A 26,063-nucleotide genomic window follows, 5' to 3' on the forward strand; every position below is an offset into this window, starting at 1 on the left:
AAAATGTTTTAATAAAAACCCAGAGTGTGCGGCCTACAAAAGCCATTGTATCACAGAGAATAATATTTGTAAAGGAAATTTTAATCATTACAATCATATATTTTCAGATGCTCAATCTTTTTTATTTGGCTATTAAATAATAAGGGCTCTACTTTATAATGAGCTAAGTTTTGTATAAAATTAACATAAACAGTTTTATCAAAAGCATCTAATGCTTTAATAAATTCTAAAACATTCCCTTGTATATCCTTTTTATAAACTTCATCTAGCTCAATGTATATATTTTGGAATTCAAATTTTTCTTTAAAAGCTATTGATTCATTTTTTATTAAATGAAGAAGATATTCTACTTTAACTCGACTACCCTTTCCTCTACAAAGCCCACATTCATCCTCAATATATTCATATATGGTTTTTCCCCTTCTCTTTCTTGAAATCTGTACAAGATTCAGTTTTGTTGGTGGATAAATGATTGTTTTCTTCTTATCATATTTGAATCCTTCAATTAAAGCTGATACCACCTTTTTCATATTTGAATAATTAGACATTCGAATAAAATCTATAACTATTGTTCCACTTAAGTTCCTTAGCATTATTTGACTAGCAATTTCTTTCGCAGCATTCAAATTTGTATCAAAAGCAGTTTTTTCCATATCTTTCTCGTTTGTGCTAGAAGCCGAATTCACATCAATAACATGCATAGCTTCAGTGCGTTCAATAATTATATTACCCCCATTTTTTAAAGGTACTTTTGCATTTCTTAAAGATAAAATTTCTTTTTCTATATTATGTTTGCAAAATAAATCTACTGGTTTAGAATACAATTCTATTTCAACATCCAAATCGGGTTTTCCAATAACAAACTCACTTATATAATTATAATCATCTTTGTTATTAACTGTAACTTTCCCAGTATTATTGCCTAATATGTCAATAAGTACTCTCCCCAATATTCCTCCACAATCATATAGTAATCTTGGTCTTAAAGAAAACTTACCCTCACGTAGAACTCTTTCAAAAATGTTATTCAATTCTCCTACCTCTTTATTAATAGCATCTATGTCAACGTTAAGTGCATTTGTTCTCACCATTACGCCTGCATCTTGAGGCAAATCTATTTTCTTAGAAATATACCCTATATAATCATCTTCAGACAAAAGTTTTTTTGAAAAACTCAACCCTTTATTACTTATAAGTACCACATATCTACCTGGAATACTTATTTTATTTGTTACTTTTGCTCCTTTATCCCCAATAGATTCTTTCATAACTTCTACAATTGTATGTTCTCCAGTTTTTATATTTTTAGACTTTTTATTCAAGAACATATACGCATTTTTACTATGTCCTATATCTATAAAAGCACTATTTATAGCTGGAACTATTTCCTTTACTATTCCAATATAAATTTGACCTGGACTAGGTTCGTTAAACTCTTCTTCAAATAAACATTCTTTTAACTTACCAAATTCTCTAAGAGCAATTCTTAAATTATTATTTAATCTTTCGATAAATATTTCTTCCAAATAACCACCTCATTTATTAGTCTTTTCTTTTTTGTCATTCCTCGCCTATTCTATAACCTTCTATAAACATCTTATGTAAAATTTTCAATAATAATTTTGAATCTTCTAAAGCAAAATGCCTTATTGAAGATTTTATGTGCAACATATTTAAAGCTTTATCTAAAGATACTTTATGTGAAAGATTATAAAACCTTCTAAATTCTTCTGATAAATCTAAGTAATCATCATATAAAAAAGGAACTTTAAATCTATAGGATTCACATAAATTCTTTAAAATCCTATATTCTACAATCCCCCAAGATATCCACACTGTCTCATTTGGTGTATAGTACTCTTCTAGATTATCAATTGCCTCCATAAGACTTATTCCATTATTTATTTCGTCCATTGAAAACCTACTGGCATAAATACATTTATTTTCTTTTTCTCTACATTCAATGAAGTTCTTAGGTTTTACAATAGTAGTGTATTCAAATTCACCTAAATCACTTTTTAATATAGCTCCAATTTCCACAATTTCTTGTAAATACCTTTTCGCTTTATTCTTAATTATTCTCGTAGATACAAATTCAAAGTCAATTGCTAAAATGTCAAAAGGTATAAAAATCATGTCATCTTTATCTATAATGTAAAAACTCATATATATCCTCTTTTCTTCAAAGATTCAATTAAAAACTTTATTTATAATTATACCCTAAAAGTTAAATAGTTTCCATTATGACTCTAACACAGCACAAAATAAAAGAACCAAGGTTATCCAAGGCTCTTAAATATGAGAAGCAAACTTCATAATTTATAATACATAATTAATTTTTACCTATTTATCATTTTATTTCATATATTCAATTAATGATACTAACTTTCCTTCTCTTGCCGCTAACATATCATGTCTAAATATCTCAATAAAAGAAATTTCTTTTCCAAAAGAAGTATTATTTAATATAAATTCAGATAACAATTTTGGAGATAAATTTGATTTACTACCACATGCTAATAAAACTTTAAAAATTACAATGTTATCTTCAACTTTATATTCAAGTTTATGCAGCATCGGCTTAATATTTACCTCTTTACTACCTTTTTTAGTCTTTTTAGTTATATTCCATTCAGATAGTTTAGTCATCTTTTTCAGCTCATCGCTTACTATATCTTCATTATTACACTTAACTTTTATTGTGTAATTAGCCATTTCAACAGCAGCCATCGCTTGCGGTTTTTTCTTTTGATTGGTAATATTTTCCACTCTTAAAGCATCTAAAAATTTTATACCCGGAGTTGTTGCATTATTTAACTTTTCGATCAATTCTTTTTCAGGAACCTTTTCAACTAAAGACAGATCCAAATATTCACCTTTAGAATAAACCCCTACAGATAAGGGTTGTGCTAGAGACATAATAATATGCGGATTAAACCCATACGAATATTCAACTGGCACTTCACTTCTTCTAACAATTCTCTGAATTGTTCTCATTAATTCCAAATGTCCGACAAATTTGATATTGCTCTCTTTTGTAAATTTAATCAAGTATCGCATTTTCAAAGCATACCCCATTTCTAAATTCATCATTAGTATTAACCCCACAGCCAACACATTTTTCACGGCAATCAGGAGTGATTTCTGCCATTTTTGCTTTTTCATTTTCTTTTATCAAGAAAGCTTTTGAAACCCCGATATCTATAAAATCCCATGGTAAAATTTCTTCATACTCTCTTTCTCTGCATGCGTAAAAATCACGATCTATTCTGCATTCATCAAGAGCCTCATTCCAAATTTCAAAATTAAAATGTTCAGCCCATCCGTCAAATCTTGCTCCCTTTTCAAATGCTTTTATAAGTACATCACAAAGACGTCTATCTCCTCTAGCAAATATAGCTTCCATATAACTAACTGGTGACTCATGCCAATTATAAGTAATAGCTCTGCTTTTTATAGAATCTCTTAGCAATCTTATTTTTCCCTTTACATCATCCATTTTATCTTGCGGTGCCCATTGGAATGGCGTAAACGCCTTTGGTACAAATATTGAAGTTGAAACAGTTACCTTTAGCCCTTTTTTTCTTTCATTTTTTGGAATACTATAATATTGATCAACAACTTTCCTTGATAAATCTGCAATTCCAAGAACATCTTCTTCTTTTTCGTAAGGTAACCCTATCATATAATAAAGTTTTATAGTTGACCATCCTGCTTTAAAAGCAGCAAGAGATGAATCCATAAGATTTTGCTCATTTACACCTTTATTAATAATATCTCTCATTCTTTGAGATCCTGCTTCTGGCGCAAAAGTTAATCCTGTTTTTCTAACCTTTTGGATTTCCTTAACCAAATCAACTGAAAAAGAATCAGTTCTAATAGATGGAAGTGAAATCCCCACTTTCTTTTCACCAAATTTTTCTACTAAAGAAAAAACCAAATTCTGTACATCTGAATAGTCGCATATACTTAATGAAACAAGAGATACTTCATCATACCCTGTTGCCTTTAGCAGTTGTTCAGCCTGTTCAATTAATTTTTCAGTTTTCTTTTCTCTAACAGGCCTATAAATCATACCCGCTTGACAGAATCTACATCCTCTAGTACACCCTCTAAATGTTTCTAAGGTAACTCTATCATGAACAATTTCAGTATAAGGCACTATTAATTTATCCGGAAATTCAGATTCATTGAAATCTTTTATAAATGCTTTATAAACCTTTTTTGGAACATCATCAAATTTAGGATTAAATTCTTTTATTGTATTATCTGAGTTATAAGTAACTTCATATAAACTTGGTACATAAATCCCTCTAATTTTTGTAGCTTTTCTTAAAAACTCTTTTTTCGTTAAATCTAAGTTTTTACACTCTTTATATAAATCCATAAGTTGATTTAATTGTTCTTCACCTTCACCAATTGCAAATAAATCTACAATATCGTATAAAGGTTCAGGATTATAAGCACATGGACCACCACACATAACTATAGGTTCATCTTCTTTTCTTTCTGAAGCTCTTATATTAATATTGGCCATATTTAGCATATTCAAAATATTAGTATAACTCATTTCATACTGAAGAGTGAAATTTACAAAATCAAAATCATTCAAGGAATCTTTTGTTTCCAAAGTAAAGGTTGGAATATTATTCTCTCTCATTAATTCTTCCATATCAGGCCAAGGAGCAAATGCCCTTTCGCAATAAGTGTCTTCTCTTTTATTCAGTGTATAATATAAAATTTTTGTTCCTAGATGAGACATACCTACTTCATATACATCTGGAAAACAAAAAGCAAATCTTATGTCTACTTTATCTTTATCCTTTATATAAGAATTCAGCTCTCCTCCAATATATCTTGCAGGTTTTTCAACCCTAAATAGTATATCATCAGATACTCTGTTCATTATTAGTCCTCCTCTGTTTATTTACATTCCTTATTTTATCACAATGTTATTAAAAGTAAACAAAAACCCTCTAATTATTAGACCAATGTTCCCATTCTTCTAATGCTTTTTCTGATAATTTACCCATTTCATTATTATCATTGACATTCTTCAGAATTTTAATGTAATTTTCAATTGTTATGTTACCATAACATTTCAAAGCTTTAATCAATTCCTCTTCATAAATAATATCTAATAATTTCATTTCTTCATTAAGAACATAAAAAATATTATATTTGTTCTTATCTAAAATACTCATTGCTTTTAATAAATCTTTTTTGAAATGGATGGAAATACTTTTGTTCTCAATAAAACCTTTCTCCGAAAATTTTGTTTTCTTTCTTATAACATCTGCCATAATAATATAAACAATCCTTTCTTTTTCTTTATAAGAAGCATAAATTATAAATATGCCTATTACGCAAATAGAAAAATTGTATGACCCAAAAAGCATCAAAAAAGAAAATATGAATATCACCAAAATACCAAATAACATACTTATCTTAACTGTAATTCTATTAGCACGTTTATATAGAGTTTTTTGTGCTAATATATCTCTAAAAATCCTCCCACCATCTAATGGAAATGCAGGTAATAAATTAAATAAACCTAATGCGATATTAGTTGAAAAACAAATGTAAATAAGTTCAGATTTATAAAAAAAATTTATAATAAAAAAAACCAATCCACAACATATATTAAAAATAGGTCCAGAGATAGATATTATAAAATCTTCCCTAGGGTCTGCATCATTTAGGTCCTTTAAATTTAATATAGTTCCAATTGGTTTGATTTCTAAATAAAATCCACTAAATCCATATTTCTTAGCTACTAAATAATGTACCATTTCATGAAGAATTACGAAAAATAGTGATACCGTTATATTGCCTTTAAATCCTAAGATTAAAAGAACGGCAATATAAGGAATAAACAATTTATTTATTTTAATCACTTATAAACCTCCAGAATCTGTGTCAAAGAAAGTTCAATCTCATTATTTTCATTATATGTAATACTATCCTCGAATTGTATAGAAAATTTTTCTCTAAATTTGTTTTTTATCTTATCTAAATCTAAAGGATTATCTTTCACTCCTTTTATCCATCGCTCAATATTCAGCTGTATATCCAGCTTAGATGGGTCATTTTTTATTTCCTTTAACTTCTCTTCAATTAACGTAAAATTATAGCTATTATTAACGATTTCTTTACCATAATTGTAAACTGCAGCCGTTTGAGGTGTCACAAATATTTTGCATAGAATAACAATAGCAAATAAAATCAAGGTTCCTGTAAACTCCTGAATTATTCTTCGCCCTATTTTATTTTTCTTTTCTCCAGCATAGTTGCCATTACCAATTCTTCCACTAGTATAGGGCATATTTTTATCTCCAGACAAACTTCTATAATAGTTATCGTATTCAGTGTTGTAGTGACTCATAATCCCCATCCCTTCTATTAGTTTTCCTCTCATAGTGCATTATGAATTTTGATTTGTATAAATAATCTACTTAGCATTTTATCTATACATAATATATATATTTTAAAAAGTAATCTTATATGACATAAGGGCATAAAAAAAAGAGCCTATAGCTCTCCTTAATTATGCATCTCTTTTGGTTACTAACGCCTTAACAACAACTTCCGCTGATCCTAAATTTGTTGCAAGGGGTATACAATGTACATCACATAATCTTAGCAATGCACTCACATCAGGTTCATGTGGTTGAGCAGTTAATGGGTCTCTCAAAAAAATAATTATATTCATTTCTCCAACAGCTACCTTAGCTCCAATTTGCTGATCTCCCCCTAATGGACCAGATAAAAATCTTGTTATTTCAAGACCTGTCGCTTCATTAATTTTCATTCCAGTTGTACCTGTTGCAAACAATTCATGCTCTGCAAAAACATTACGATACCTTTTTACAAAATCAATCATTTCATCTTTTTTTCCATCGTGAGCTATTAATGCTATTTTCATTACTGTTCCCCCTAGAATACGATTTTTTTCTTCCTCATTCCTATATTTAATACTAATGCAATCCCAATAAAATTTGAAAGCAATGAACTACCCCCATAGCTCATAAGCGGTAGAGTAATCCCTGTGATAGGCATAATACCCATAGTCATTCCAATATTCTGTATTAACGAAAATACAAAAGTAGATACAACCCCCACACAAACTACTGCACCAAAAATATCTTGAGATGATTTTGCTATTTTAATCATTTTAAATATTAAGATGCAATACAAAGACAAAAGAAACAAAGCACCTATTAGACCCCATTCTTCACATACTACAGCAAATATAAAATCTGTAAATGCTTCCGGTATAAGATTCATCTCTAATTGCTTACCTTGAGTAAATCCTTCGCCAAAAATTTGACCAGATCCTATCCCAACAAGAGATTGAGACAATTGAAAAGTAGACGTTAAACTATATTTTTCAGGTGTTAAAAAAGATGTTAATCTAACTTTCCAATAATTAGGCATAAGTGACGAGTTCCATAAGACAAGAATCAACACTGTTAACCCTACAAAACCTCCAAAAATAACTCTCAAGTCTAAACCAAAAATAAAGAAAATTCCAAGAACTATAAAAAAACTAACCATAGTCATACCCATATCTGGTTGTATTACAATCAACGACATAGGAATAATTGCATATAAAACAAGTTTAAAGAAATTCTTAGGTTCATTAATCTTGCCTTCCATTTTTTTTAATTGAAGAGCTAACATCAATATCATTCCTAATTTTGCAAACTCAGACGGTTGTATTGCTCTCGAACCAAGTTTAATCCAAGCTGTAGCACCTTTTGTTGTTTTACCTAACACAAAGTCATTCAACACAAGCATTACTACTCCAGACCAATAAATAATTGGCACATAATTTATAATAAGTTTATAATCAACTAACAACACTATATAAATTACTATCAAACTTAATACTAGCCATATTAGTTGAAGTTTTGCATAGTATATTGTTTTTCTTGCACTGTATATATTTACACACCCAAATAGAACTATCAAAGACGCTACCATTATAAGTCCGTAATCCAAGTGTTTTCTTAATTTCTTATTTATTGTTAGTTTTTCAAACACTTTCACCCCTCCAATACCAATAAGATTATATCATAAAAGAGGGATGAATTTATATACTTCATACTAAATTTACTCATTATTCAATTTCTAAGGTTTTCATTTCTTTTATAGGAATACTAGCAACTAATGCCGGAAAACTCCCTTTAATATCTTCTGCATCAGTTAATCTAACCTCTACATCATCATTATCTATTTCCATGTACTTCTCAATAACTTTTAAAAGGTCTGATTTCATCATTTCTAAAAGTGCTGGTGAAATTTTTGCTCTGTCATGAATTAAAATTAATTTTAATCTGTCTTTTGCAACATCTTTTGAAGACTTGCTAGAGAATACTTTTAATAAATCCATTTTAACCTCCTTAATTATGGGTTTGAATTAATAATTAAACAAAAAATCTTATATCACTTATAATATTACAATCTAAATATTTTTTTAAAAGTCGCTACTAAAACTGAATCTTCTGATTCTAAAGGAATAAATGGCACTTCTTCCCCTTCAATCCTTTTAGCAACATTAGAAAAAGCTATTCCTGCATAAGCCTTATCATTCAAAACTACAGGCTCACCTTTATTAGTAGCTATAGTTATTTGTTCGTCAGCTGGGACAACACCAATTAACTTAATAGCTAACGAATCTATAATATCAGATACATCTAACATTTCACCTTTCTTAACCATCTTATAATCAAGTCTATTTACAATCAATTGATGATTATCAAGTCCTTTTGCATCTAATTTTCCAATAACTCTATCAGCATCTCTCACAGATGTAACTTCCGGATTAACAACAATTAAAGCTCTATCCGCACCAATAACAGCATTTTCAAAACCTTGTTCTATTCCTGCTGGACAATCTATTATGATATAATCAAAATCTTTTTTCAATTCATTAACTAAACCCAGCATTTGCGATGAGCTAACATCACTTTTATCCCTTGTCTGAGCAGTAGGTAACAAGTATAAATCTTTAATTCTCTTATCTTTTATCAAAGCTTGATTTAATCTACACCGTCCTTCGATTACATCCAACAGAGTAAAAACTATTCTATTCTCTAATCCCATTAGCACATCTAAATTTCTAAGGCCAGTATCTCCATCTACTACTACTACTTTTTTTCCTAATTTCGCAAGGGCTGTACTAACATTTGCTGCTGTTGTTGTTTTTCCAACTCCACCCTTTCCTGATGTTATTACGATTGCTTCACTCATCTGTTTTCCCTCCGTATTAAATGTATTTATCAAGCAAATATGGTTCTACAACGATTGTGTCACCTTTAATCTTTGCAATTTCTGGATAGCCCGGTTTTTCTCCATCAGGAGCTATAGTTAACTTTCCTGCAATATCTAGAATTTGAGGTTGTAAACTAAATGCAACAACAATTGCTTTACTATTGCCATTAAAACCAGCATGAACATTACCTTTCAACGCACCAAAAACCATTATATTTCCTCCTGCATAAACTTCTGCACCAGGATTTACATCTCCAACAATAACTAAATTTCCGTTATATTGAATGATTTGTCCACTTCTAACAGACTTCCTTATAAACTTAGTCCTACCTTCATAGACTCCTGAAAAACTCCTTTTACTTTTTTCTTTTTTATCCTCAAGAATACAATCCTTAATTAAAAATTCTTCAAAAAGTACTTTTTTTAAGTTTATGATATTTCTCTCATTTAACTGTTTTAAATCTGCAGTAATTTTTAAAGTTGATCCTTTATAAAACTTTTTACCATTTGACAATTTCAAAGTTAACGTTTCTAACATATCTTGGAAATCTCTGTATTTATTCATATCAATAACTGCATTTAAGCCATCTTTATTGCCTTTAATTATTAATCCATCACTTCCCATATTAATCCTCCATAATTGCCATATCTAATTATTTCAACAAGTTATCTCGATTTCCTTCAATTTTAATAAATATTTACGGAAATTTAACAAAAATAAGTTATCCTGATATAATCAGTCTAAAAAACTTTCTATTTTTTGTATATTTAAGTTATTTTATTTGCTATAAGTGTTTATTTTCATATCTTCTATTATAACATTAATATTCTGACATGTTTATCTAAACAACAGGATTTAATTATCTAAATTAAAAACCAACTACCTTTTGAAATAAAATGAAAAAACCCTATTATAAGGGTTTTATTCGTCTGATTCTATACTTTCATTTAATTCAAGATTCTCGTCAGCTTCAGTATTTTCTCTTTCAGTAGATTCATCAGAAACAGTAACATAATTATATGTTGGAACATAATTTGGATACTGCGTTTTTAAGGTGTCTTTAAAGTATTCTTCATACACCGCTCTTGCTACTCCAGCTATTTCACCACCATGACCACCATCAAACACTACCACCGAAACAGCTATTTCTGGGTTATCAAGAGGTGCATATCCTATATATGTACCAAATGATGTCCTGCCTATTTTGTCTTGATAAGATGCAAATGTAGCAGAACCCGTTTTACCTGCATGTTTTATAGGAAAACCTTTAAAAGCCGAAAGCGCAGTTCCTCTTGGCTCGCTTACCACTCTCCTCATACCTTCCTTAACTGTTGCAAGTGTAGAATCATTAATAGCTACTTCTTCTAAAACTTTCGGTTCATATTGTTCAATTATTTCTCCATCTGGACTAATAATACTATCAACCAAATGTGCTTCATATCTAGTACCACCATTAGCTAATGTAGCTGCATAAATGGCAAGTTGAAGGGGTGTAAATTGATTAATACCCTGGCCAATTGAAGCACTTATCAAACTATTTACATTATTTGTATCATCCCATGCATTTTTTATTGAAAGGTACATAGCATACGATATACTTTTTATTTCATTTGAAATATATTTATTTAAAGCTTCTGTTTCCAGAGGATTTCCTCCACTTTCCTTATAATTATCAACAAATTTATTCTTTAGATTTTTATCTACACTAACTAATTCATTGAGCAAAGTTTTCAATTCATTAATAATTGAACCACTACTTTTTATACCATCTTGCATATAACTTGTTACTTTATTTTTTATTTCACTTTTAACACTTACAACATTTTCTTCATCTTTCGATGTAATATTTAAATCAATTGGTTCAAAAGATTTTTCGTTACGCAAAATACTATACCCATTAGTTAAAAAGCGATTATACAAACTATCCAAATTTATAGCAACTGCAATATTTTTATTAGTTTCATAATTATACACCTGGCCATATTTTTCAGATATTTCTATACCTGTATAAGGTTCTCCTGTTTGCTCAACACCTAATCCAAACTTCCATGCCCATTTTGCAATAGAATCAAAGCCTTTATTTGCATCATTATTTCTATTAGCTTTTTCATATAATCTACTTCCCATTTCATAATAAAACCAGTTATTTGAAACCTTTAAAGCATCCTTTATATTAAAAGTTTGACCAGGATGAAGACTAGCATTTTTCTTAAGATTCTTATTAGCTACATACTCCAAATAATATTTACGATCCTTGATATTCTCACCAGCTGATACCACATTTTCTTCTAACGCAGCTACTGACATCAATGGTTTAAAAGTAGATCCAGGAGGTAATAACGCTTGAGTAGCATAGTTAAATAAAGGCTTAGGGAATAAGTCAAAACTATCTTGTCTAATAGTTGTATTTCCCTCTATTGACTGATCCAAAGGAAAAAGTTTATTTACTATTTCTTCTATTGTTAACCCATCATAAACACTCCTTGATGCAGAACTCCTTTTCAATAGTTCTTCTACATAGGCAGTACCCATTTCCTCTAAATCTGGGTTGAAATAATATTTTTGAAGATCTGAAGTAAGCATCCCAGGAGTAGATAAAAGATTTGGATCATATCCAGGCTTACTTGCCATAGCTAATATTTTCCCAGTATTAACATCAACTACAACAGCTGCCCCTCGTGTAGCATTTGAAGTATCAACTTTATCGCCACCATGAATTCCTTTTCCTTGCTGGGCAACAAGAGCTTCTTCTAAAGCCTTTTCTGCTACAGCCTGCAAATCTGCATTAATTGTAAGTTTTACATCATTTCCTGGATAAGCTGGCTTTTCAGCCACTTCCCTTACAATCCTTCCTTGCTTATTAATTTCTGCAAATATTATTCCTTTAGTTCCTTTTAATACAGATTCAAGTGCTCCCTCTATTCCGGATGAACCTACATAATCAGTATTCACGTTATATCCTTTTTCTTCAAATTCTTCTTTCTTCAAAGGGCTTATCTTGGATAAATAACCTATAAAATTAGAGCCTAATTCATTAAATGGGTAAACCCTGTTCATATCAATTTTAACTTCAATTCCAGGAAGTTCATCATACCTTTGCATAATTATATGTGCAGTTTCTTTTTTTATATTCCCAGCTATTACAACAGATTTATTCCCTTGAAAACTCTGCATTCTCATGTCATCCCGTACTAAAAGATATTTTCGTTTATCCTCATCACTCGTTTTCTCTACATCAATACTGAATTTATTTAATAAGCTTACAAGGTCATTATCATCACCTTTGTTATATAACTTAACAAACAACTCATCTATTAATTCTTCTTTTATATCACTATTAACATTGTACTTTTTTAATAAATTGGCCAGCTCTTTTGACTCGTCTGTTTCTAATAATTTATATAATTTGTAAAACGATTCTTTCTTGTCTAAAATTTCAACATTTTCATTTATCTTATAAAAATCCACCATATAATCAAGAGTATCTTGTGGAGAGAATTTTAACAATTCCCCATTTAGCTTATTTAATAATTTTTTTTCTTCATCACTTAATTTACTTACATTTTTAAAATCATTTATATCATCAATACCAGGGATAATGTTATTTTTAGCAAAAAAGTCATCAAGTCCTCTATCTTTCTTAAATCTCAATTCTCTAGATCTTATAGTTTTTATATTAGTACTATTAAATTCGAATCTTATAGGGTCAATCTTTAAAGCTAAATTGTCTTCAATTTTTTCATCATATTCATCAAGAATTTCAAATAAAATTCGCATCGTCTCGTAAAAATTTTCTTCACTTTCTTCTGTTTTCGTATATGTAACCGAAAAACCTTGAACATCTTGAGCAAGAACAACCCCATTTGAATCAAATATGGAGCCTCTTGGTGCAATTTCTTCAAAATCTCTATTGGTTCTGTTAACAGCCACCTCTCGATAATATTCCCCTTTATACACTTGTAAGAATACTAACCTAGATATGATTGCTACAAATATCATTAACACAATCACACTAAATGAAAAGTACCTATATTCTTTTTTTTTCTTTTTATTATACTTTTTTTTCATTTAATATCCTCGCTTTTTAAAATTCCATTTTTTCTCCATAAAATTTTTAGTGCTTAAATAATAAACAAATTTATACATTAAAAAGGATACTAATCCTGTATATAATCCTCTATACAAAATAAGACTATTATCTGTATATTGTCCTACTATAAAAAGCAAAAATACTACAATTATCCCTTTAATAATACTTGTTAAAAAATTAATCACTATAGGGACAATTACTTTATGCTTATATATCAATTCACCTATTTTTGCAGCTAAAATACACATCAACATATTACTTAATATATTTATACCAAATATATTTGTAAAATAAGTATCTTGAAGAACTCCACTAAAAATCCCTATTGATAGCGCTTCCCATTTTCCATTAATAATCGAGTATGATATTGAGAAAGAAAATAACAAGCTTGGATAAACATCACTAACTGCTAAAAATGGAGAAAAGACGTTATCTAAACCAAAAAAAACCAACCCTAACATAGCTACCACAGTAATCTTTTTCATAACATCACCTTAATATTTAATATTTCTTTTTTCTTTAGGAATCACAACAAAAATCTCTTCAAGCTTTTTGAAATCAACCGCTGGTTCAATTAAAGCGCTTTTCAAAAGTTTACTCTTGTCTTCCTCTATGCTCATTACTGTCCCTAGAACAATCTCTTTAGGGTATACTCCACCTAATCCTGAAGTGGTAACAACATCTCCAATTTTAATATCAGAATCAATTGATAAATAATATAACTTAGCAAGAAGCTCATCTCCATTGTCTCTATAACCTTTAACAATACAATCACTATCTCTTGTACTATTAACAATAGCTGCAACTGCTATATTTTCATTAATTAGTGTTTGTACCATAGCCCAATTACTACCCACGGTATTTATTTGACCAACTAATCCTTCTCCAGTTATTACAACCATTCCCTTTTCCAAATCATTGTTCGATCCTTTGTTAATAATGAATCCATCAAGCCAATCATTTCCGCTTTTTCCTATAATGTCACATCCAATATATTCATACTCATTCCTTTGATTCATAAATTGAGTCATTTTTCTAAAACGTTCATTTTCTAAAACTAAAGCATCATAATTCATTGACTTATTTTTAAGTTCGTTAATTTCTGCTTTTAAGGCTTTATTTTCTTCTTTTATTTCCTTTAAATTTACTATGAATTTAAAATTGCTAACTACAATATTGTTTGCTTTATAAAACACTTTTTGAATTGGGTTAATAACAGCACCAATACCGTTCTCTATAAAATTTTTTTTATCATTATCTTTTGTATTAATTATTATTCCAAAAAAGGTAACTGACAGTACAAGTACAGTTACTGTCAGTTTATGCTTCAACAATGTCTTAATCATTCCCCTTATCTTCTCTTTCTTCCAATTTTATTAATAATATCAATATATCCACCCGAACCAATTGCAACACAATCAAGAGGAGATTCTGCAATATTTACAGGCATATGAGTCTCCTTATTTATCAATCTATCAAGACCTCTCAATAATGCACCTCCACCTGTTAACATAATACCTTTATCCATAATATCAGCTGCTAATTCAGGAGGTGTTTTCTCCAAATTAGCCTTAATAGCTTCTATTATAGCTTCAACTGTTTCTTTTAATGCAGCTCTTATTTCACCTTCATTTATAGTTATAACTTTAGGTAACCCAGTTATTAAATCTCTACCTCGAATATCCATATTTTTTTCATCAGAATATGAACTCTCAGAATCAACAGCTGCTTCTCCTTCAATAATATTTAATTCTGATTTTACTGGATAAGCTGAACCAATATTTATTTTTATAGCTTCTGCAGTTCTTTCACCAATCATTAGACTATATTGTTTTTTTATGTACATAATAATCGCTTGATCCAAATCATCTCCAGCAGTTCTTAAAGATTGACTAGTAACTATTCCACCTAGTGAAATCACAGCCACTTCAGTTGTTCCGCCACCGATGTCTACAACCATGCTTCCAGTAGGCTCTTCAACAGGTAATCCAGCACCTATAGCTGCTGCCATTGGTTCTTCAATTAATTTAACTTCACGAGCTCCTGCATTCTTTGTCGCTTCTTCTATCGCCCTTCTTTCAACTGCTGTAACTCCTGATGGATAACACACTACAATTCTAGGGCTTGCAAAAGATGATTTATTTATAGCCTTAGTTATAAAATCTCTTAACATAACTTCAGTAACATCAAAATCAGCAATTACACCATCTTTCATAGGTCTAATTGCAACAATATTTCCTGGTGTTCTACCTATCATTTGCTTTGCTTCATCACCTACTGCTAACACCTTGTTATTTGTCTTATTTATAGCAACAACAGAAGGTTCCCTAATTACTATCCCTTTTCCCTTTACAAAAACTAGTGTATTTGCTGTTCCTAAATCTATTCCCATATCTTTTGAAATTCCAAATAGTCCCAATGTTTTTCTCCTTTCGATTTAAAGCATTCCTTTTTCTTTTAAACTTATATATTTCCCGTTACCAATAATTAAATGATCTAGGATATCTATACCTACGATATTACTACACTTTAATAATCTTCTTGTTATACTAATATCCTCTTCACTAGGGGTCGGGTCCCCAGAAGGATGATTATGACATATTAATATAGTTGCACTTCTCCTTTTTATTGCCTCAACAAAAACTTCCCTTGGATGAACAATTGAAGAGTTTATACTTCCAATCGAAACATCCTTAATATAAATCACAATATTCTTTGTATTCAACAAAATCACTTTGAGATGCTCTTCCTTTAAATATCGCATATCTTCCATTAATAAATCAGCTGCATCTTTTGGACATTTTATTTTCATCTCATCTCCTGATTTAAAAGACTTAAATCTTTTTGAAAGTTCTGCTATTGCTAAAAGTTGAGCTGCCTTTGCAGCTCCAATTCCTTTAATCTCCATAAACTCTTCAGAAGTTAAATCAAATAATCCATTTAAACCACCAGATTTCTTTAGCAGTCTATTGCATAAATTAATAATGTTCTCTGATTTTGTACCACACCTTAAAACAATTGCTAAAAGCTCATTATTTGAAAGTTCACCGGCACCATATCTAATAATTTTCTCTCTTGGTCTTTCGTTACAAGGTAAATCAGTAATTTTAAGGCTTTTGTTCATAATTACCTCCTTAAAGATTTACCCCCATCCCTTTTAATAACTTATTCAATTTATTTATTGGAAGTCCTACTACACTATAATAACACCCATTTATTTTTTCTACAAATACACCTGCAATGCCTTGAATTCCATATGCACCGGCTTTATCCATAGGATCTCCAGATTTAATATATCGTAAAATATCCCTGTCTGAAAGTTCAGAAAATGTTATATCAGTACATGCATAGTCAGTATATATTTCCTTTGTAGAAGAATTAATAATAGCTAATCCAGAATATACTTGATGTGTTTTTCCACTCAACATTCTGAGCATATACAAAGCTTCATCTTCGTCTTTGGGTTTACCCAACAATTTATTATTTATAGCCACTATAGTATCACATCCAATGATAATAGAATTATCTTTAGCTTTTTCTAATACATCCAGGGCTTTTCCTTTTGCAAGTTCAATAGTATATTGCCCAATATCACCTTTAAAATCTACAGAATCTTCATTAAATTCGCTAAAAATTATGTCAAAGTCTTCAATAATTCTAGACAAAAGTTCCTTTCTTCTGTCAGAAGCAGATGCTAAAATGATTTTCAAGGTATCACTCCTAAGTTTGTATTTATCTAAAGTATAAACCTAATTTTTAATTGTATTCGTATTTTTTGGAAATAACACTTGTAGTTTATACTATCATTATCAATTATTGGCATTACGTTAAATTGTTTGTCATAAATATATCTTTTTCTAGTATAGTTTATCATTTTATAAAATCTTAAACAAGTAGCTATAAAAGTTTTTTCAAAAAGTTAATAACTTTATTTCATCATTAAGATGGATTTATCCAAATAAACATTAAAAACCAAAGGAAATAATTATCCTTTGGTTTTTAGTCCTATACCCCTTCGTCAAATTTAATAATAAAACTATATAAGTACTCTTTTATTGGTATTAAATTTTCTTTCGTTATAGCCTCTGGCAACTTTGATGTATAATCTTTCAATTCATTCAAATCATTATAGTTTTTTTCTGATTTATCAATTTCAGCTAATGTATTCAACCATTCTTTGATAGTTTTAGTTTTTACTGAGCTAGCTCCATCTTGTTCTATCTCAGAAATAATTTTTAGATTACCATTTAAAACAAGAGATATTTGTTTATCACATTTATTTTCAGTAGATAAAGTAATATTATTTGAACTAAATTCCATATTAGCATTTTCCAATTTATCTTTTATAGTTGTAACATCGTTTAAGCTATATACACCCAAAACCACTTTACTAATATCCCCTACTTTCACAATAAAAGGCTCTCCAAACCCAGCTAGTTGACCTTTTAAACTATTAGCATTCTCTTGGTTGCTAAAAGCTCCACATTGAAGTATCACGAAAGCACCCTCATTTCCTAAAATAGCTTCTTTCTTATTAGTATCCTTACTTTCTTTAGTATCGTCAATAGCTTTAATAATAGGTTGTCCAGTAGAAGTAGTTTCTCCACCATCATTAGTAGAAGCTCCCTCTATTTCATTAACTGTCGTATCCTTATTATCAACACCCTTATTGGAAGTGTCTTTCATTAATATTGAAAGTATGCTTCCTAGTAATATAGATACTAATATTATTCCTACAATAAATATTAGAATAGTTGTAGAGTTACTTTTCCCTTTATTCATATTGTATCTTGTGTACTTCATTGTATGACCCCCTTATTCATGCAACATCTCTTCTATATAATAATTATTAATCACATTATAAAAATATGATTACTTTTTATAATGATAGCCACAATTGAAATAAAATACGAAACAAATCATTCCATTTAACAATTTTAAAATAAAACACAAAAAAAAGACCTAAATCTAGGTCTATTAAAAATATCAAAATAAATTTTAACTAATAATTCTTCTACCACCGCAAAATCTTGAATTATAATATGATTCACTTAAACTACTAATTTTGACCACATCTCCTCCAGAAGACGCATGAATGAATTTACCATTTCCTATGTAAATTCCTACATGTGAATAAGATCCCGTAGTATTAAAGAACACTAGATCACCCATTTGCAAATTTTTTCTTGAAACTGAAGTTCCCATTTGCCATTGGTAACCTGTGTAATGACCAAGATTATAACCAAATTTTTTATAAACATAAGAAGTAAATCCGGAACAATCAAATGAGCTTGGACCAGAAGCTCCCCATACATAAGGTCGGCCTAGAAAATTATAAGAATACTCAATGATGCTTGCACCTAATGTTTTTCCTCTTGACATCATCGTTCGCTCAACCAGTGACTCTGGTACAGTTAATACTTTCTCAGTATTAAGAGTTGTAGACAGCATAATCTTACTTTTAACTTTGTTGTTAATAACGTCAGCTTTAGCAGTCTTTGAACCCATACCTAGAATAACACACATAGCCATCAAAAAAAATACAGATAGCAATACCTTGCGACAGTACTTATACATTTTTTTCCTCCCCACGTTACTTACAGTTTGTACATAACCAGTGTTATGAAACTATAGAATCCCTTAATTAAAACCATAATTATACATTTCTCAACATAGTTTATTTTAACATTTTGATAGTTGCATAATTTAATAGTTAAATAGAAAACTCTATAAACCTTTATCAATTGTACATTACAATATAACCAAAACATCTTTGGAAATAGAAATTAAACCATTTATGTAATGGTACACATATTTATTATTATATATATGTATACATTCTTTGTCAAATTACAGTATAAAAGCTTTTCTTTGGTATAGTTGTTGTAAAGATATCTTTTTGCAAAATACAAAAATAAAAATAGCTTTTCATTTAATAATGAAAGGCCATTTTTATAATCAAATAATTTAATATTCTGAATACATTAAAGTTAATCTAATAACTCTTCTTACAATCCTTTCAGCAGCATAATAAGGCACTCCATACATTCTCAAATATCTGAATACACCAGGATTGTATCTTTTAATTTGATTTAATATTCTGTTTACTTGTTTCTGATAACCATACTTTTCTTTCTTTTGCTTTTTTTTGCGTGGTAATTCAGATGAATCATCTTCTGTTATCTCTTCATCATAAAAATCCGGGAAATTTAAACCTGCCATTTGCGGTGGCATCATAGGGAACATCCCCATATCCTGAAAATTATACGCTCTCATCATTTCGGGATTCATTCCGTTTTCCATCATGCCCATATTCATTCCAGGCATAAACATAGGAACTATTGGCATAGGCATCATTTCATACTCACTATCAAAATCAACATTTCTATCCACTTCTTCATTATAATTAGAATCCATTCACAAACCTCCATATTAATAATTACATTACTAAATTTATGCAACAATATCAATATAAATTCTAATTATTGGTATTTTTCTATTTATTTTATATTATTTTTTACTATTACAATCTTTTGGTAAAAGTGTAGACATAGATATTACCATCTTTATTGCTTCATCTACAGTTATATCCAATTTTTTAACTGATTCCCGATCAACATAAATCAAAAAACCGTTTGTTGGGTTAGGTGTAGTTGGTATAAAAACAGATATTTTTTCGTGATTATTCAATACTAAGTTTTCATTTGTAATAAATCCTATGCTTTGGATTCCTTTGTTAGGAAACTCAACACTTACAACATTCGAAAACTTATTTTGAGAGGAAGATGAAAAAGTTTTACTTAATTCTTTTATTGATGCATATACAGAATTTATAATCGGAACTTTATTAATCATCTCTTCTACATAATCAAAAGTCTTTTTTCCAATTACATTATTAGCAATAAATCCAATTAACAAAATAATTCCTATAGTTAAAAGAAAGCCCACTCCTGGAAAATAGTCTCCAACAACACTTACTATTATTTTTTTTAAAAAAGAATCTATGAACAAGAAAATTGTTTTAATAATATAATATGTAACTGCTAGCGGCAACGTAGTAGCTAGTCCAGTTATAAATAAATTTTTTATTTGTTTCATGTTACTCCCCCTGAAAGCATTTTGTAATAATTACTAAAATCAATATATCATATTTATTAGAAAAAAGAAAATAATATTACTGTACATTTATTTTGAGAGGAGTTTTTTTATGGAATGGAAAAAAGGAAAAGTTAAATTTGATGACGGTTCTATATATCCAGCAGAACTGTTAATTTCTGAAGATGGTCAAATTTGGAACTCTAAAGTATTTAAAGATAGAAAAGTTATCGAAGAAATTGATGCAGATAATTTTGCTCTAAAACTTGGTAAATCTGTAGCAGAAGTGTATCCTTACACTTGTGAAATAGATGATTAAAAAAGTATTGCGAATATAACTTCGCAATACTTTTTTAAATTTATTAAATATACTTCACATATTTTTCTTCTAATTTTCTAAATATATAAACAATTACAAATGTTAAACATAAATAAATAGCTGCAGCAATAACAAAAGGAGTAATAACAAAATCTCTATTCAATATTTCTTTTGCAGCTTTAAGAATTTCCGGCATTCCAATAACTGTCACAAGCGCAGTATCTTTAACTAGATTGATTGCTTCATTACTAATAGGAGGAAGCACTCTCGCAAAAGTTTGTGGTATAATTATTCTTTTCATCGTTTGTTTATAATCCATACCTAAAGTTTTTGCTGCTTCAAATTGTCCTTTATCAATAGATTGTAATCCTCCTCTAAAAATTTCAGTATAATAAGCAGCATAGTTTATAATAAATGTTATTGCAGCAGCAATAAATGGACTCAGGTTTATCCCTACAACCGATAGCCCAAAATAAGTAAAATAAAGTTGCAACAATAATGGTGTTCCTCTAACAATAGTTGTATATATGCCTAATAGAAATCTTAAGAATTTAATTTTTGATATTTTTCCCATAGCACACACTAAACCTAATGGAATAGAAAATATCATAGTAACAGCATATATTTGTAAAGTCAATATACTCCCTTTTAATATGAATAAAGTAATACTAGTTAAATACGACACAATCTTACCTCCAGCTATTTTACTATGTCTTCACCAAACCATTTTTCTGAAATTTTTGCAGATGTTCCATCTTCCTTCATTTCACTTAAAATTTTATTTACTTCATCAGCTAGTTTTAATTCACCTTTTCTAAAACCAATGCCATACTCTTCACTTCCGAAATCATCAGTAACAACTTTATATTCACCTGGTTTTTTACTTATATAGTATCTAGCCACTATTTCATCTATAACAACAGCGTCTGTTCTTTTTGCACTTAAATCTAATAATGCTTCTGTATAATTAGCAAATTCTCTTAGCTCTTTTAACGAGTCTAATGTTTCTGAATCAGCTGAAACCGCTTCTTTACCGCTACTTCCTGCTTGTACACTAACAACTTTTTCTGCTAGATTTTCTTTTTTTTCTATATCAGAGCCTTCTAATACAACAATAACTTGCCTATTTGCTAAGTATGGATTTGAAAATTCAACTTTATCTTTTCTTTCTTCAGTAATAGTCAACCCATTCCAAATACAATCAATATCTTTTTTCTCTAAACTTAAAATCTTAGAATCCCAATCAATAGGTTGAAGTTTCAATTCAACATCTAATCTTTTAGCAACTTCTTTAGCCATATCTATATCAAAACCAACGATTTCTTCATTATCCCCTCTAAATCCCATTGGTGGAAAGCTGTCGTCAAGACCTAAAATAAACTCTCCTTTATCTTGAACATAACTCAAAGAATTATCCTCATTATCCGTAGCCTTATTATCTGTAGCTTTATTTCCACATCCTGTTAAGACAAAACTAAAAGCTAAAATAGTAGTTAAAAAACTAATAATCTTCTTTTTCATAATATTATCCCCCTAATTATTTTCTAAAGTATTATCACGAAACTTATTATACTTTAGTATGCTAAATTTGTAAAGCGGTAAATTTTTATAAATAACAAAAATAAGCCGTATTATCTACGACTCATTGCTCTTCTTTCATTTGCAAGTTCTCTAATTAAATCTCCAAGCTTCCACATAAGCGAATGTGGAGTTATAACCGCAAATATCGGATTTAAATCTACCTTCTCTTTGAACTCATTAATATAATCATGAATTTCTTTATTAGAAAAAGCATTAAAAATAATAAATTTATCTTTTTCACAATCTTCATTTATAGAGTTAATCATTTTTTCTTCACCTTTTAGTAAACCATCTATTTTATCGTCTAATTGACTTTCTCCCACTATTAAAACATCATCGACTCCAAAAGATTTATTATAATTCTGAGTTAAGCTTAACTCATCATCACTAAATCCATATATTAATAGACATCTTCGCCCCTCAGGCCTATTTACATCCTTCATATCAATTTTTTCAAAAGCCATAGTTTTATCTACCTTTCTTTATGAATTACTTTTTCTCCAAGGTATGATGCAATGACATGGATTATTAATGATATTATGCCAAGGTACATTAAAAATCTATTATCATTAACAGGACATACCCCTTCTGGTAATACACTCCTATCATAATACGTTTTCCCAATAGCAAATAAAGACACTGAAACACCTAAATAGAAGAACATATTTGTTAATAAATTAAAATTTTTCTTATTCATATAATCCCCCTCTTTTGTATTTTAATTCAACTTATCTTAAAATTTCAAACCTATTGCTTTATTATACTATTAAATTTAGTATAAATTAAATATTTCACAGAATTAATTAAGGATAACCAAAATCATTATTGGCTATCCTCAAAATTTAACATCATCATTTAATTAGAGTATTAAGTCTCGGTCTATTATTCACCCTCAATACTATTAATCACTGCATACTTATTGATATTTTTCATATTGTCCACAATGATTTGTACATTTTCTGTAGCTATACTCGGCATACTAATTCTTAATTCTTCTTTCAAATTATCTTTTGTTATATTACTAGCTGGATTAACAGTTAAATGAACTTTTTTTAGAGTTCTAATTTCTTTTTCCTGACATATTTCTTTTAACGAATCTGAAATACTTTCAAAAATCATAGTGCCGTGCATTTACTTACCCCCCGTTAAAGTAAATTTTTTCTATACTACATATTATATTTTACATTTTCTATAATATGTATGTATATTCCATTTTTGATTTTAAATAGTTTTATTCAAAAATATAAAGAAACCACGAAGTATATTCGTAAATTTCTTATAATTTAATTATTTGATTCCAACTAAAATAAAATCATTTCTTACATTTATATATTATATTACCATTTTATGTATTTGTAAAGTTATTTTTCTGTTTTATTTACTTTTTTTAACAATCGTTTTTATTGCATTTCGTTCTATATATACACTTTTACTAAAACCATTTTTAAAATACCTTATTTGTTTATACTCTATACCTTCCCTTATATAATCAAGTACATCTACCCTGTTAGACTCAAATACCTCTGGCTCTTTTTTATTTTTCAAATATACTTTTACTTTCATCTAATCACCTCAATATATATTTTTCACTCTTTATTATTACCTCACTTAAAACAAATAACAATTTTCAAATCTCATTACATTAACTTTAACGTTAGATATGCTTTTTCAAAGCACTAAAGAATCATATTTACAATTTACTGGTCAAGAACAAATGCGTATATAGATACAAAGCCACTTCACTAAGAAATTCTAATTCATTTTCTTAAAGATATACTAAAAAATTATAACTCGCATACTCAAACAATAATTTTCTTAACGCATATATTACAAAAATGAATAAGAATTTTTAAAGCTTGTTACGATGCCTTTTACGCTATATATGCTTCTTCTGCTCATTGAAGGATGGAATTTATAAATTAGTTTAAAATTTTACACAATACTGCAATGTATTGATATAACTGTACTTGACTGGCGTTAAATTTCCGTGAAAATTTATAAATTCCTATACATTAAAAAAAGAGAAGGTTATCCCTTCTCTTAAGTGCAATATATAATTTCCAAAATACCGCTACCCTATAATTGACACCTATCCTCGTGATAGGTGGGTGTCCTCACTGATGCATCTATCTCTTAAAAGCCGTCTAAGGGTCTCACAATAAGTCCATATCAACATCAATATATTGAACTCCCTTGCTTGAACTGTAGGTTCAATACAAGAGCACACGAATAATCCAGAAATATAAACTATTTAATTTTAAATTAATTTTCTACTCAAGTCTAATATAGCAAACTTCCTGCGAAATTGCAATAGGTCATTTTGGTGCAGATGATGGGACTTGAACCCATACGAGCATTTGCTCACTACCCCCTCAAGATAGCGCGTCTGCCATTCCGCCACACCTGCATTTATAGTCTTATTCCTCATTCACATAATTTATTATACACTTTAAATGAATTATGTCAACTATAATTTAAAATATATTTCTAATATCTCTTCCACTAAACTGATTAAACTTTTATCATTGCAATACAAATACTTATAAATATTATAATTAACTTCTACCTTTTTGATATATTTATCCGTTTCACCAAAAGGAATATTATCCAAGTTTTTACCATCTTTAGAGTAAGCTTTATTAGATAGCCATTTTTTTACGTTTCCTCTGCCTCCATTATATGCCGCTAAGATTAATTTGTTATTATTTCCAAATTCGTTTCTTAAATTATTTATGTACCAGCAACCCATTTCTATATTAAATTCCGGACGAAATAAAATATCATCAGTATACTCTGTTTTCCCCATAACATCTGCGGCCCATCTAGCTGTAGAAGGAGTTATCTGCATAAGTCCACTAGCGCCTTTACTAGAAAGTGCAGATTCTTTGAAGTTGCTTTCTGCTTTTATTACTGCATAAATGAAAAATGGATCAACTTCATATGCTTTAGAATACTTCATTACATAATCTTGGTATTTCATCGGATAAAATTGTTTTGCTATATATCTTATACCAATTAATAGTATAATAATTAATAAAAGTATCAAAATTATTTTTCTTAAAAATTTCATTTTTTCTCCCTAATCTACAAATCCTTCATAATTTCTTTAAATATTTTATCAACTTGCTTTTCTGAATCCTCAATACTGCCTGTATTATTAACAACATAATCTACTATTTCTTTTTTTAAATCTAGACACATTTGAGCATTTATTCTATTAATGGTATTATTTCTAGATAAACTGTCTCTTATCATTACTCTCCTTATCTGTGTATCCTTATCTACCCAAACTAATACATTAATATCCATAATCTTATGTAATCCATGTTCTATTAAAGTTGGCGCATCAATTAGTACAATTTTTTCCTTTATTCTATCATATTCATTCATTCTTAAATTTATCTCTTTTATTATATAAGGAATCATAATTTCTTCTAATTTTTTTCTTCTTTGATTCTTTTCAAATATAAAATCACCAAATTCTTTTCTCAATAATTTACCTTTATCATCAAAAAATATCTCTCCAAATTCTTTTTTGAGATTTATTAATATCTCTGGATATTTATCCAAAACATTTCTGGCTATTATATCCGCATCAATAATTGGAATATTCTTTTCTCTTATTAGATTAGATACAGTACTCTTGCCACTGCCTATTCCCCCTGTAAGACCTACTTTAATCACATTTTACCTCCCAAAAT

At 29.1% G+C, this 26,063-nt stretch carries 30 protein-coding genes, 1 tRNA gene and 1 other RNA gene; 1 reads left to right on the forward strand and 31 read right to left on the reverse strand.

Annotated elements, in window-relative coordinates:
* Positions 1-80 precede the first annotated feature (80 nt).
* From ACQ3F0_RS02960 to ACQ3F0_RS03060, 21 genes are all read right to left on the reverse strand, one after another.
* Entirely contained in the window at positions 81-1,526 is a 1,446-nt protein-coding gene (locus ACQ3F0_RS02960; RefSeq protein ID WP_428863538.1) for a ribonuclease E/G, read from the reverse strand.
* 34 nt (positions 1,527-1,560) lie between these two features.
* Positions 1,561-2,166 carry an exonuclease gene (locus ACQ3F0_RS02965; RefSeq protein WP_428863539.1) on the reverse strand — a complete coding sequence of 202 codons (606 nt, stop codon included), beginning with the start codon at positions 2,164-2,166 and terminating at the stop codon, positions 1,561-1,563.
* Between the two features lie 189 nt (positions 2,167-2,355).
* Complete coding sequence (locus ACQ3F0_RS02970; protein ID WP_428863540.1) at positions 2,356-3,093, reverse strand: TIGR03936 family radical SAM-associated protein; 738 nt, start codon at positions 3,091-3,093, stop codon at positions 2,356-2,358.
* Positions 3,044-4,906 (reverse strand): TIGR03960 family B12-binding radical SAM protein, encoded by a 1,863-nt coding sequence (locus ACQ3F0_RS02975; protein ID WP_428863541.1) that lies wholly within the window; start codon positions 4,904-4,906, stop codon positions 3,044-3,046. The genes ACQ3F0_RS02970 and ACQ3F0_RS02975 overlap by 50 nt, the downstream gene beginning before the upstream one ends.
* 70 nt (positions 4,907-4,976) lie before the next feature.
* The gene (locus ACQ3F0_RS02980; RefSeq protein WP_428863542.1) at positions 4,977-5,897 is read right to left on the reverse strand and encodes a M50 family metallopeptidase; all 921 of its coding nucleotides are present in this window, start codon (positions 5,895-5,897) and stop codon (positions 4,977-4,979) included.
* A complete protein-coding gene (locus ACQ3F0_RS02985; protein WP_428863543.1) occupies positions 5,894-6,385 on the reverse strand; it encodes a hypothetical protein in 492 nt (163 codons plus the stop codon). Before ACQ3F0_RS02985 ends, ACQ3F0_RS02980 begins: the two co-directional genes overlap by 4 nt.
* Positions 6,386-6,547: 162 nt before the next feature.
* Positions 6,548-6,925, reverse strand: a complete 378-nt coding sequence (gene mgsA / locus ACQ3F0_RS02990) for a methylglyoxal synthase (protein WP_428863544.1) — start codon at positions 6,923-6,925, stop codon at positions 6,548-6,550.
* An 11-nt stretch (positions 6,926-6,936) separates the two neighbouring features.
* Positions 6,937-8,046: a rod shape-determining protein RodA gene (rodA, locus tag ACQ3F0_RS02995; protein WP_428863545.1), complete on the reverse strand. Its 1,110-nt coding sequence runs from the start codon at positions 8,044-8,046 to the stop codon at positions 6,937-6,939.
* Positions 8,047-8,122: 76 nt separating this feature from the next.
* On the reverse strand, positions 8,123-8,395 hold the full coding sequence (gene minE, locus ACQ3F0_RS03000) for a cell division topological specificity factor MinE (RefSeq protein WP_428863546.1): 273 nt from the start codon (positions 8,393-8,395) through the stop codon (positions 8,123-8,125).
* Between the two features lie 65 nt (positions 8,396-8,460).
* Positions 8,461-9,255, reverse strand: a complete 795-nt coding sequence (gene minD, locus ACQ3F0_RS03005; RefSeq protein ID WP_428863547.1) for a septum site-determining protein MinD — start codon at positions 9,253-9,255, stop codon at positions 8,461-8,463.
* A 16-nt stretch (positions 9,256-9,271) separates the two neighbouring features.
* Positions 9,272-9,901: a septum site-determining protein MinC gene (gene minC, locus ACQ3F0_RS03010; protein ID WP_428863548.1), complete on the reverse strand. Its 630-nt coding sequence runs from the start codon at positions 9,899-9,901 to the stop codon at positions 9,272-9,274.
* Positions 9,902-10,198: 297 nt separating this feature from the next.
* Positions 10,199-13,345 (reverse strand): penicillin-binding transpeptidase domain-containing protein, encoded by a 3,147-nt coding sequence (locus tag ACQ3F0_RS03015; protein ID WP_428863549.1) that lies wholly within the window; start codon positions 13,343-13,345, stop codon positions 10,199-10,201.
* A complete protein-coding gene (gene mreD / locus ACQ3F0_RS03020; protein WP_428863550.1) occupies positions 13,346-13,852 on the reverse strand; it encodes a rod shape-determining protein MreD in 507 nt (168 codons plus the stop codon).
* Between the two features lie 9 nt (positions 13,853-13,861).
* On the reverse strand, positions 13,862-14,713 hold the full coding sequence (gene mreC / locus ACQ3F0_RS03025; RefSeq protein WP_428863551.1) for a rod shape-determining protein MreC: 852 nt from the start codon (positions 14,711-14,713) through the stop codon (positions 13,862-13,864).
* Between the two features lie 5 nt (positions 14,714-14,718).
* Positions 14,719-15,786, reverse strand: a complete 1,068-nt coding sequence (locus ACQ3F0_RS03030; protein WP_428863552.1) for a rod shape-determining protein — start codon at positions 15,784-15,786, stop codon at positions 14,719-14,721.
* 18 nt (positions 15,787-15,804) lie between these two features.
* Complete coding sequence (radC, locus tag ACQ3F0_RS03035) at positions 15,805-16,491, reverse strand: RadC family protein (protein WP_428863553.1); 687 nt, start codon at positions 16,489-16,491, stop codon at positions 15,805-15,807.
* 10 nt (positions 16,492-16,501) lie between these two features.
* Positions 16,502-17,077, reverse strand: a complete 576-nt coding sequence (locus tag ACQ3F0_RS03040; protein WP_428863554.1) for a Maf-like protein — start codon at positions 17,075-17,077, stop codon at positions 16,502-16,504.
* 295 nt (positions 17,078-17,372) lie between these two features.
* Complete coding sequence (locus ACQ3F0_RS03045) at positions 17,373-18,170, reverse strand: SPOR domain-containing protein (RefSeq protein WP_428863555.1); 798 nt, start codon at positions 18,168-18,170, stop codon at positions 17,373-17,375.
* Positions 18,171-18,365: 195 nt separating this feature from the next.
* Entirely contained in the window at positions 18,366-18,944 is a 579-nt protein-coding gene (locus ACQ3F0_RS03050) for a C40 family peptidase (RefSeq protein WP_428863556.1), read from the reverse strand.
* A gap of 390 nt (positions 18,945-19,334) precedes the next feature.
* A complete protein-coding gene (locus ACQ3F0_RS03055; RefSeq protein WP_428863557.1) occupies positions 19,335-19,784 on the reverse strand; it encodes a hypothetical protein in 450 nt (149 codons plus the stop codon).
* Positions 19,785-19,877: 93 nt separating this feature from the next.
* Positions 19,878-20,465 (reverse strand): DUF502 domain-containing protein, encoded by a 588-nt coding sequence (locus tag ACQ3F0_RS03060; protein ID WP_428863558.1) that lies wholly within the window; start codon positions 20,463-20,465, stop codon positions 19,878-19,880.
* Positions 20,466-20,574: 109 nt separating this feature from the next.
* On the opposite strand from ACQ3F0_RS03060, the gene ACQ3F0_RS03065 reads away from it, so the two are divergent.
* On the forward strand, positions 20,575-20,781 hold the full coding sequence (locus ACQ3F0_RS03065; protein ID WP_428863559.1) for a hypothetical protein: 207 nt from the start codon (positions 20,575-20,577) through the stop codon (positions 20,779-20,781).
* A gap of 43 nt (positions 20,782-20,824) precedes the next feature.
* Here the strand turns inward: ACQ3F0_RS03065 and ACQ3F0_RS03070 are convergent, their stop codons facing one another.
* The 10 genes from ACQ3F0_RS03070 to coaE form a co-directional block, all read right to left on the reverse strand.
* Positions 20,825-21,466 carry an amino acid ABC transporter permease gene (locus ACQ3F0_RS03070; protein WP_428863560.1) on the reverse strand — a complete coding sequence of 214 codons (642 nt, stop codon included), beginning with the start codon at positions 21,464-21,466 and terminating at the stop codon, positions 20,825-20,827.
* A gap of 14 nt (positions 21,467-21,480) precedes the next feature.
* Positions 21,481-22,302: an amino acid ABC transporter substrate-binding protein gene (locus ACQ3F0_RS03075; protein ID WP_428863561.1), complete on the reverse strand. Its 822-nt coding sequence runs from the start codon at positions 22,300-22,302 to the stop codon at positions 21,481-21,483.
* A 110-nt stretch (positions 22,303-22,412) separates the two neighbouring features.
* Positions 22,413-22,826, reverse strand: coding sequence for a DUF3783 domain-containing protein (locus tag ACQ3F0_RS03080; protein WP_428863562.1), 414 nt, complete (start codon positions 22,824-22,826; stop codon positions 22,413-22,415).
* 8 nt (positions 22,827-22,834) lie between these two features.
* Positions 22,835-23,059, reverse strand: a complete 225-nt coding sequence (locus ACQ3F0_RS03085) for a hypothetical protein (RefSeq protein WP_428863563.1) — start codon at positions 23,057-23,059, stop codon at positions 22,835-22,837.
* Positions 23,060-23,244: 185 nt separating this feature from the next.
* Positions 23,245-23,493, reverse strand: a complete 249-nt coding sequence (locus ACQ3F0_RS03090; RefSeq protein ID WP_428863564.1) for a hypothetical protein — start codon at positions 23,491-23,493, stop codon at positions 23,245-23,247.
* Positions 23,494-23,736: 243 nt separating this feature from the next.
* Positions 23,737-23,925 (reverse strand): hypothetical protein, encoded by a 189-nt coding sequence (locus ACQ3F0_RS03095; protein WP_428863565.1) that lies wholly within the window; start codon positions 23,923-23,925, stop codon positions 23,737-23,739.
* Positions 23,926-24,415: 490 nt separating this feature from the next.
* A non-coding RNA gene (ssrS, locus tag ACQ3F0_RS03100) (6S RNA) lies at positions 24,416-24,606 on the reverse strand.
* A 77-nt stretch (positions 24,607-24,683) separates the two neighbouring features.
* Positions 24,684-24,769 (reverse strand) — tRNA-Leu (locus ACQ3F0_RS03105).
* Positions 24,770-24,829: 60 nt separating this feature from the next.
* A complete protein-coding gene (locus ACQ3F0_RS03110) occupies positions 24,830-25,432 on the reverse strand; it encodes a lytic transglycosylase domain-containing protein (protein ID WP_428863566.1) in 603 nt (200 codons plus the stop codon).
* Positions 25,433-25,446: 14 nt separating this feature from the next.
* Positions 25,447-26,046 (reverse strand): dephospho-CoA kinase, encoded by a 600-nt coding sequence (gene coaE / locus ACQ3F0_RS03115; protein WP_428863567.1) that lies wholly within the window; start codon positions 26,044-26,046, stop codon positions 25,447-25,449.
* Positions 26,047-26,063: the final 17 nt, after the last annotated feature.

Source organism: Clostridium sediminicola, assembly GCF_050402865.1.
Taxonomy (GTDB): domain Bacteria; phylum Bacillota; class Clostridia; order Clostridiales; family Clostridiaceae; genus Clostridium_AF; species Clostridium_AF sediminicola.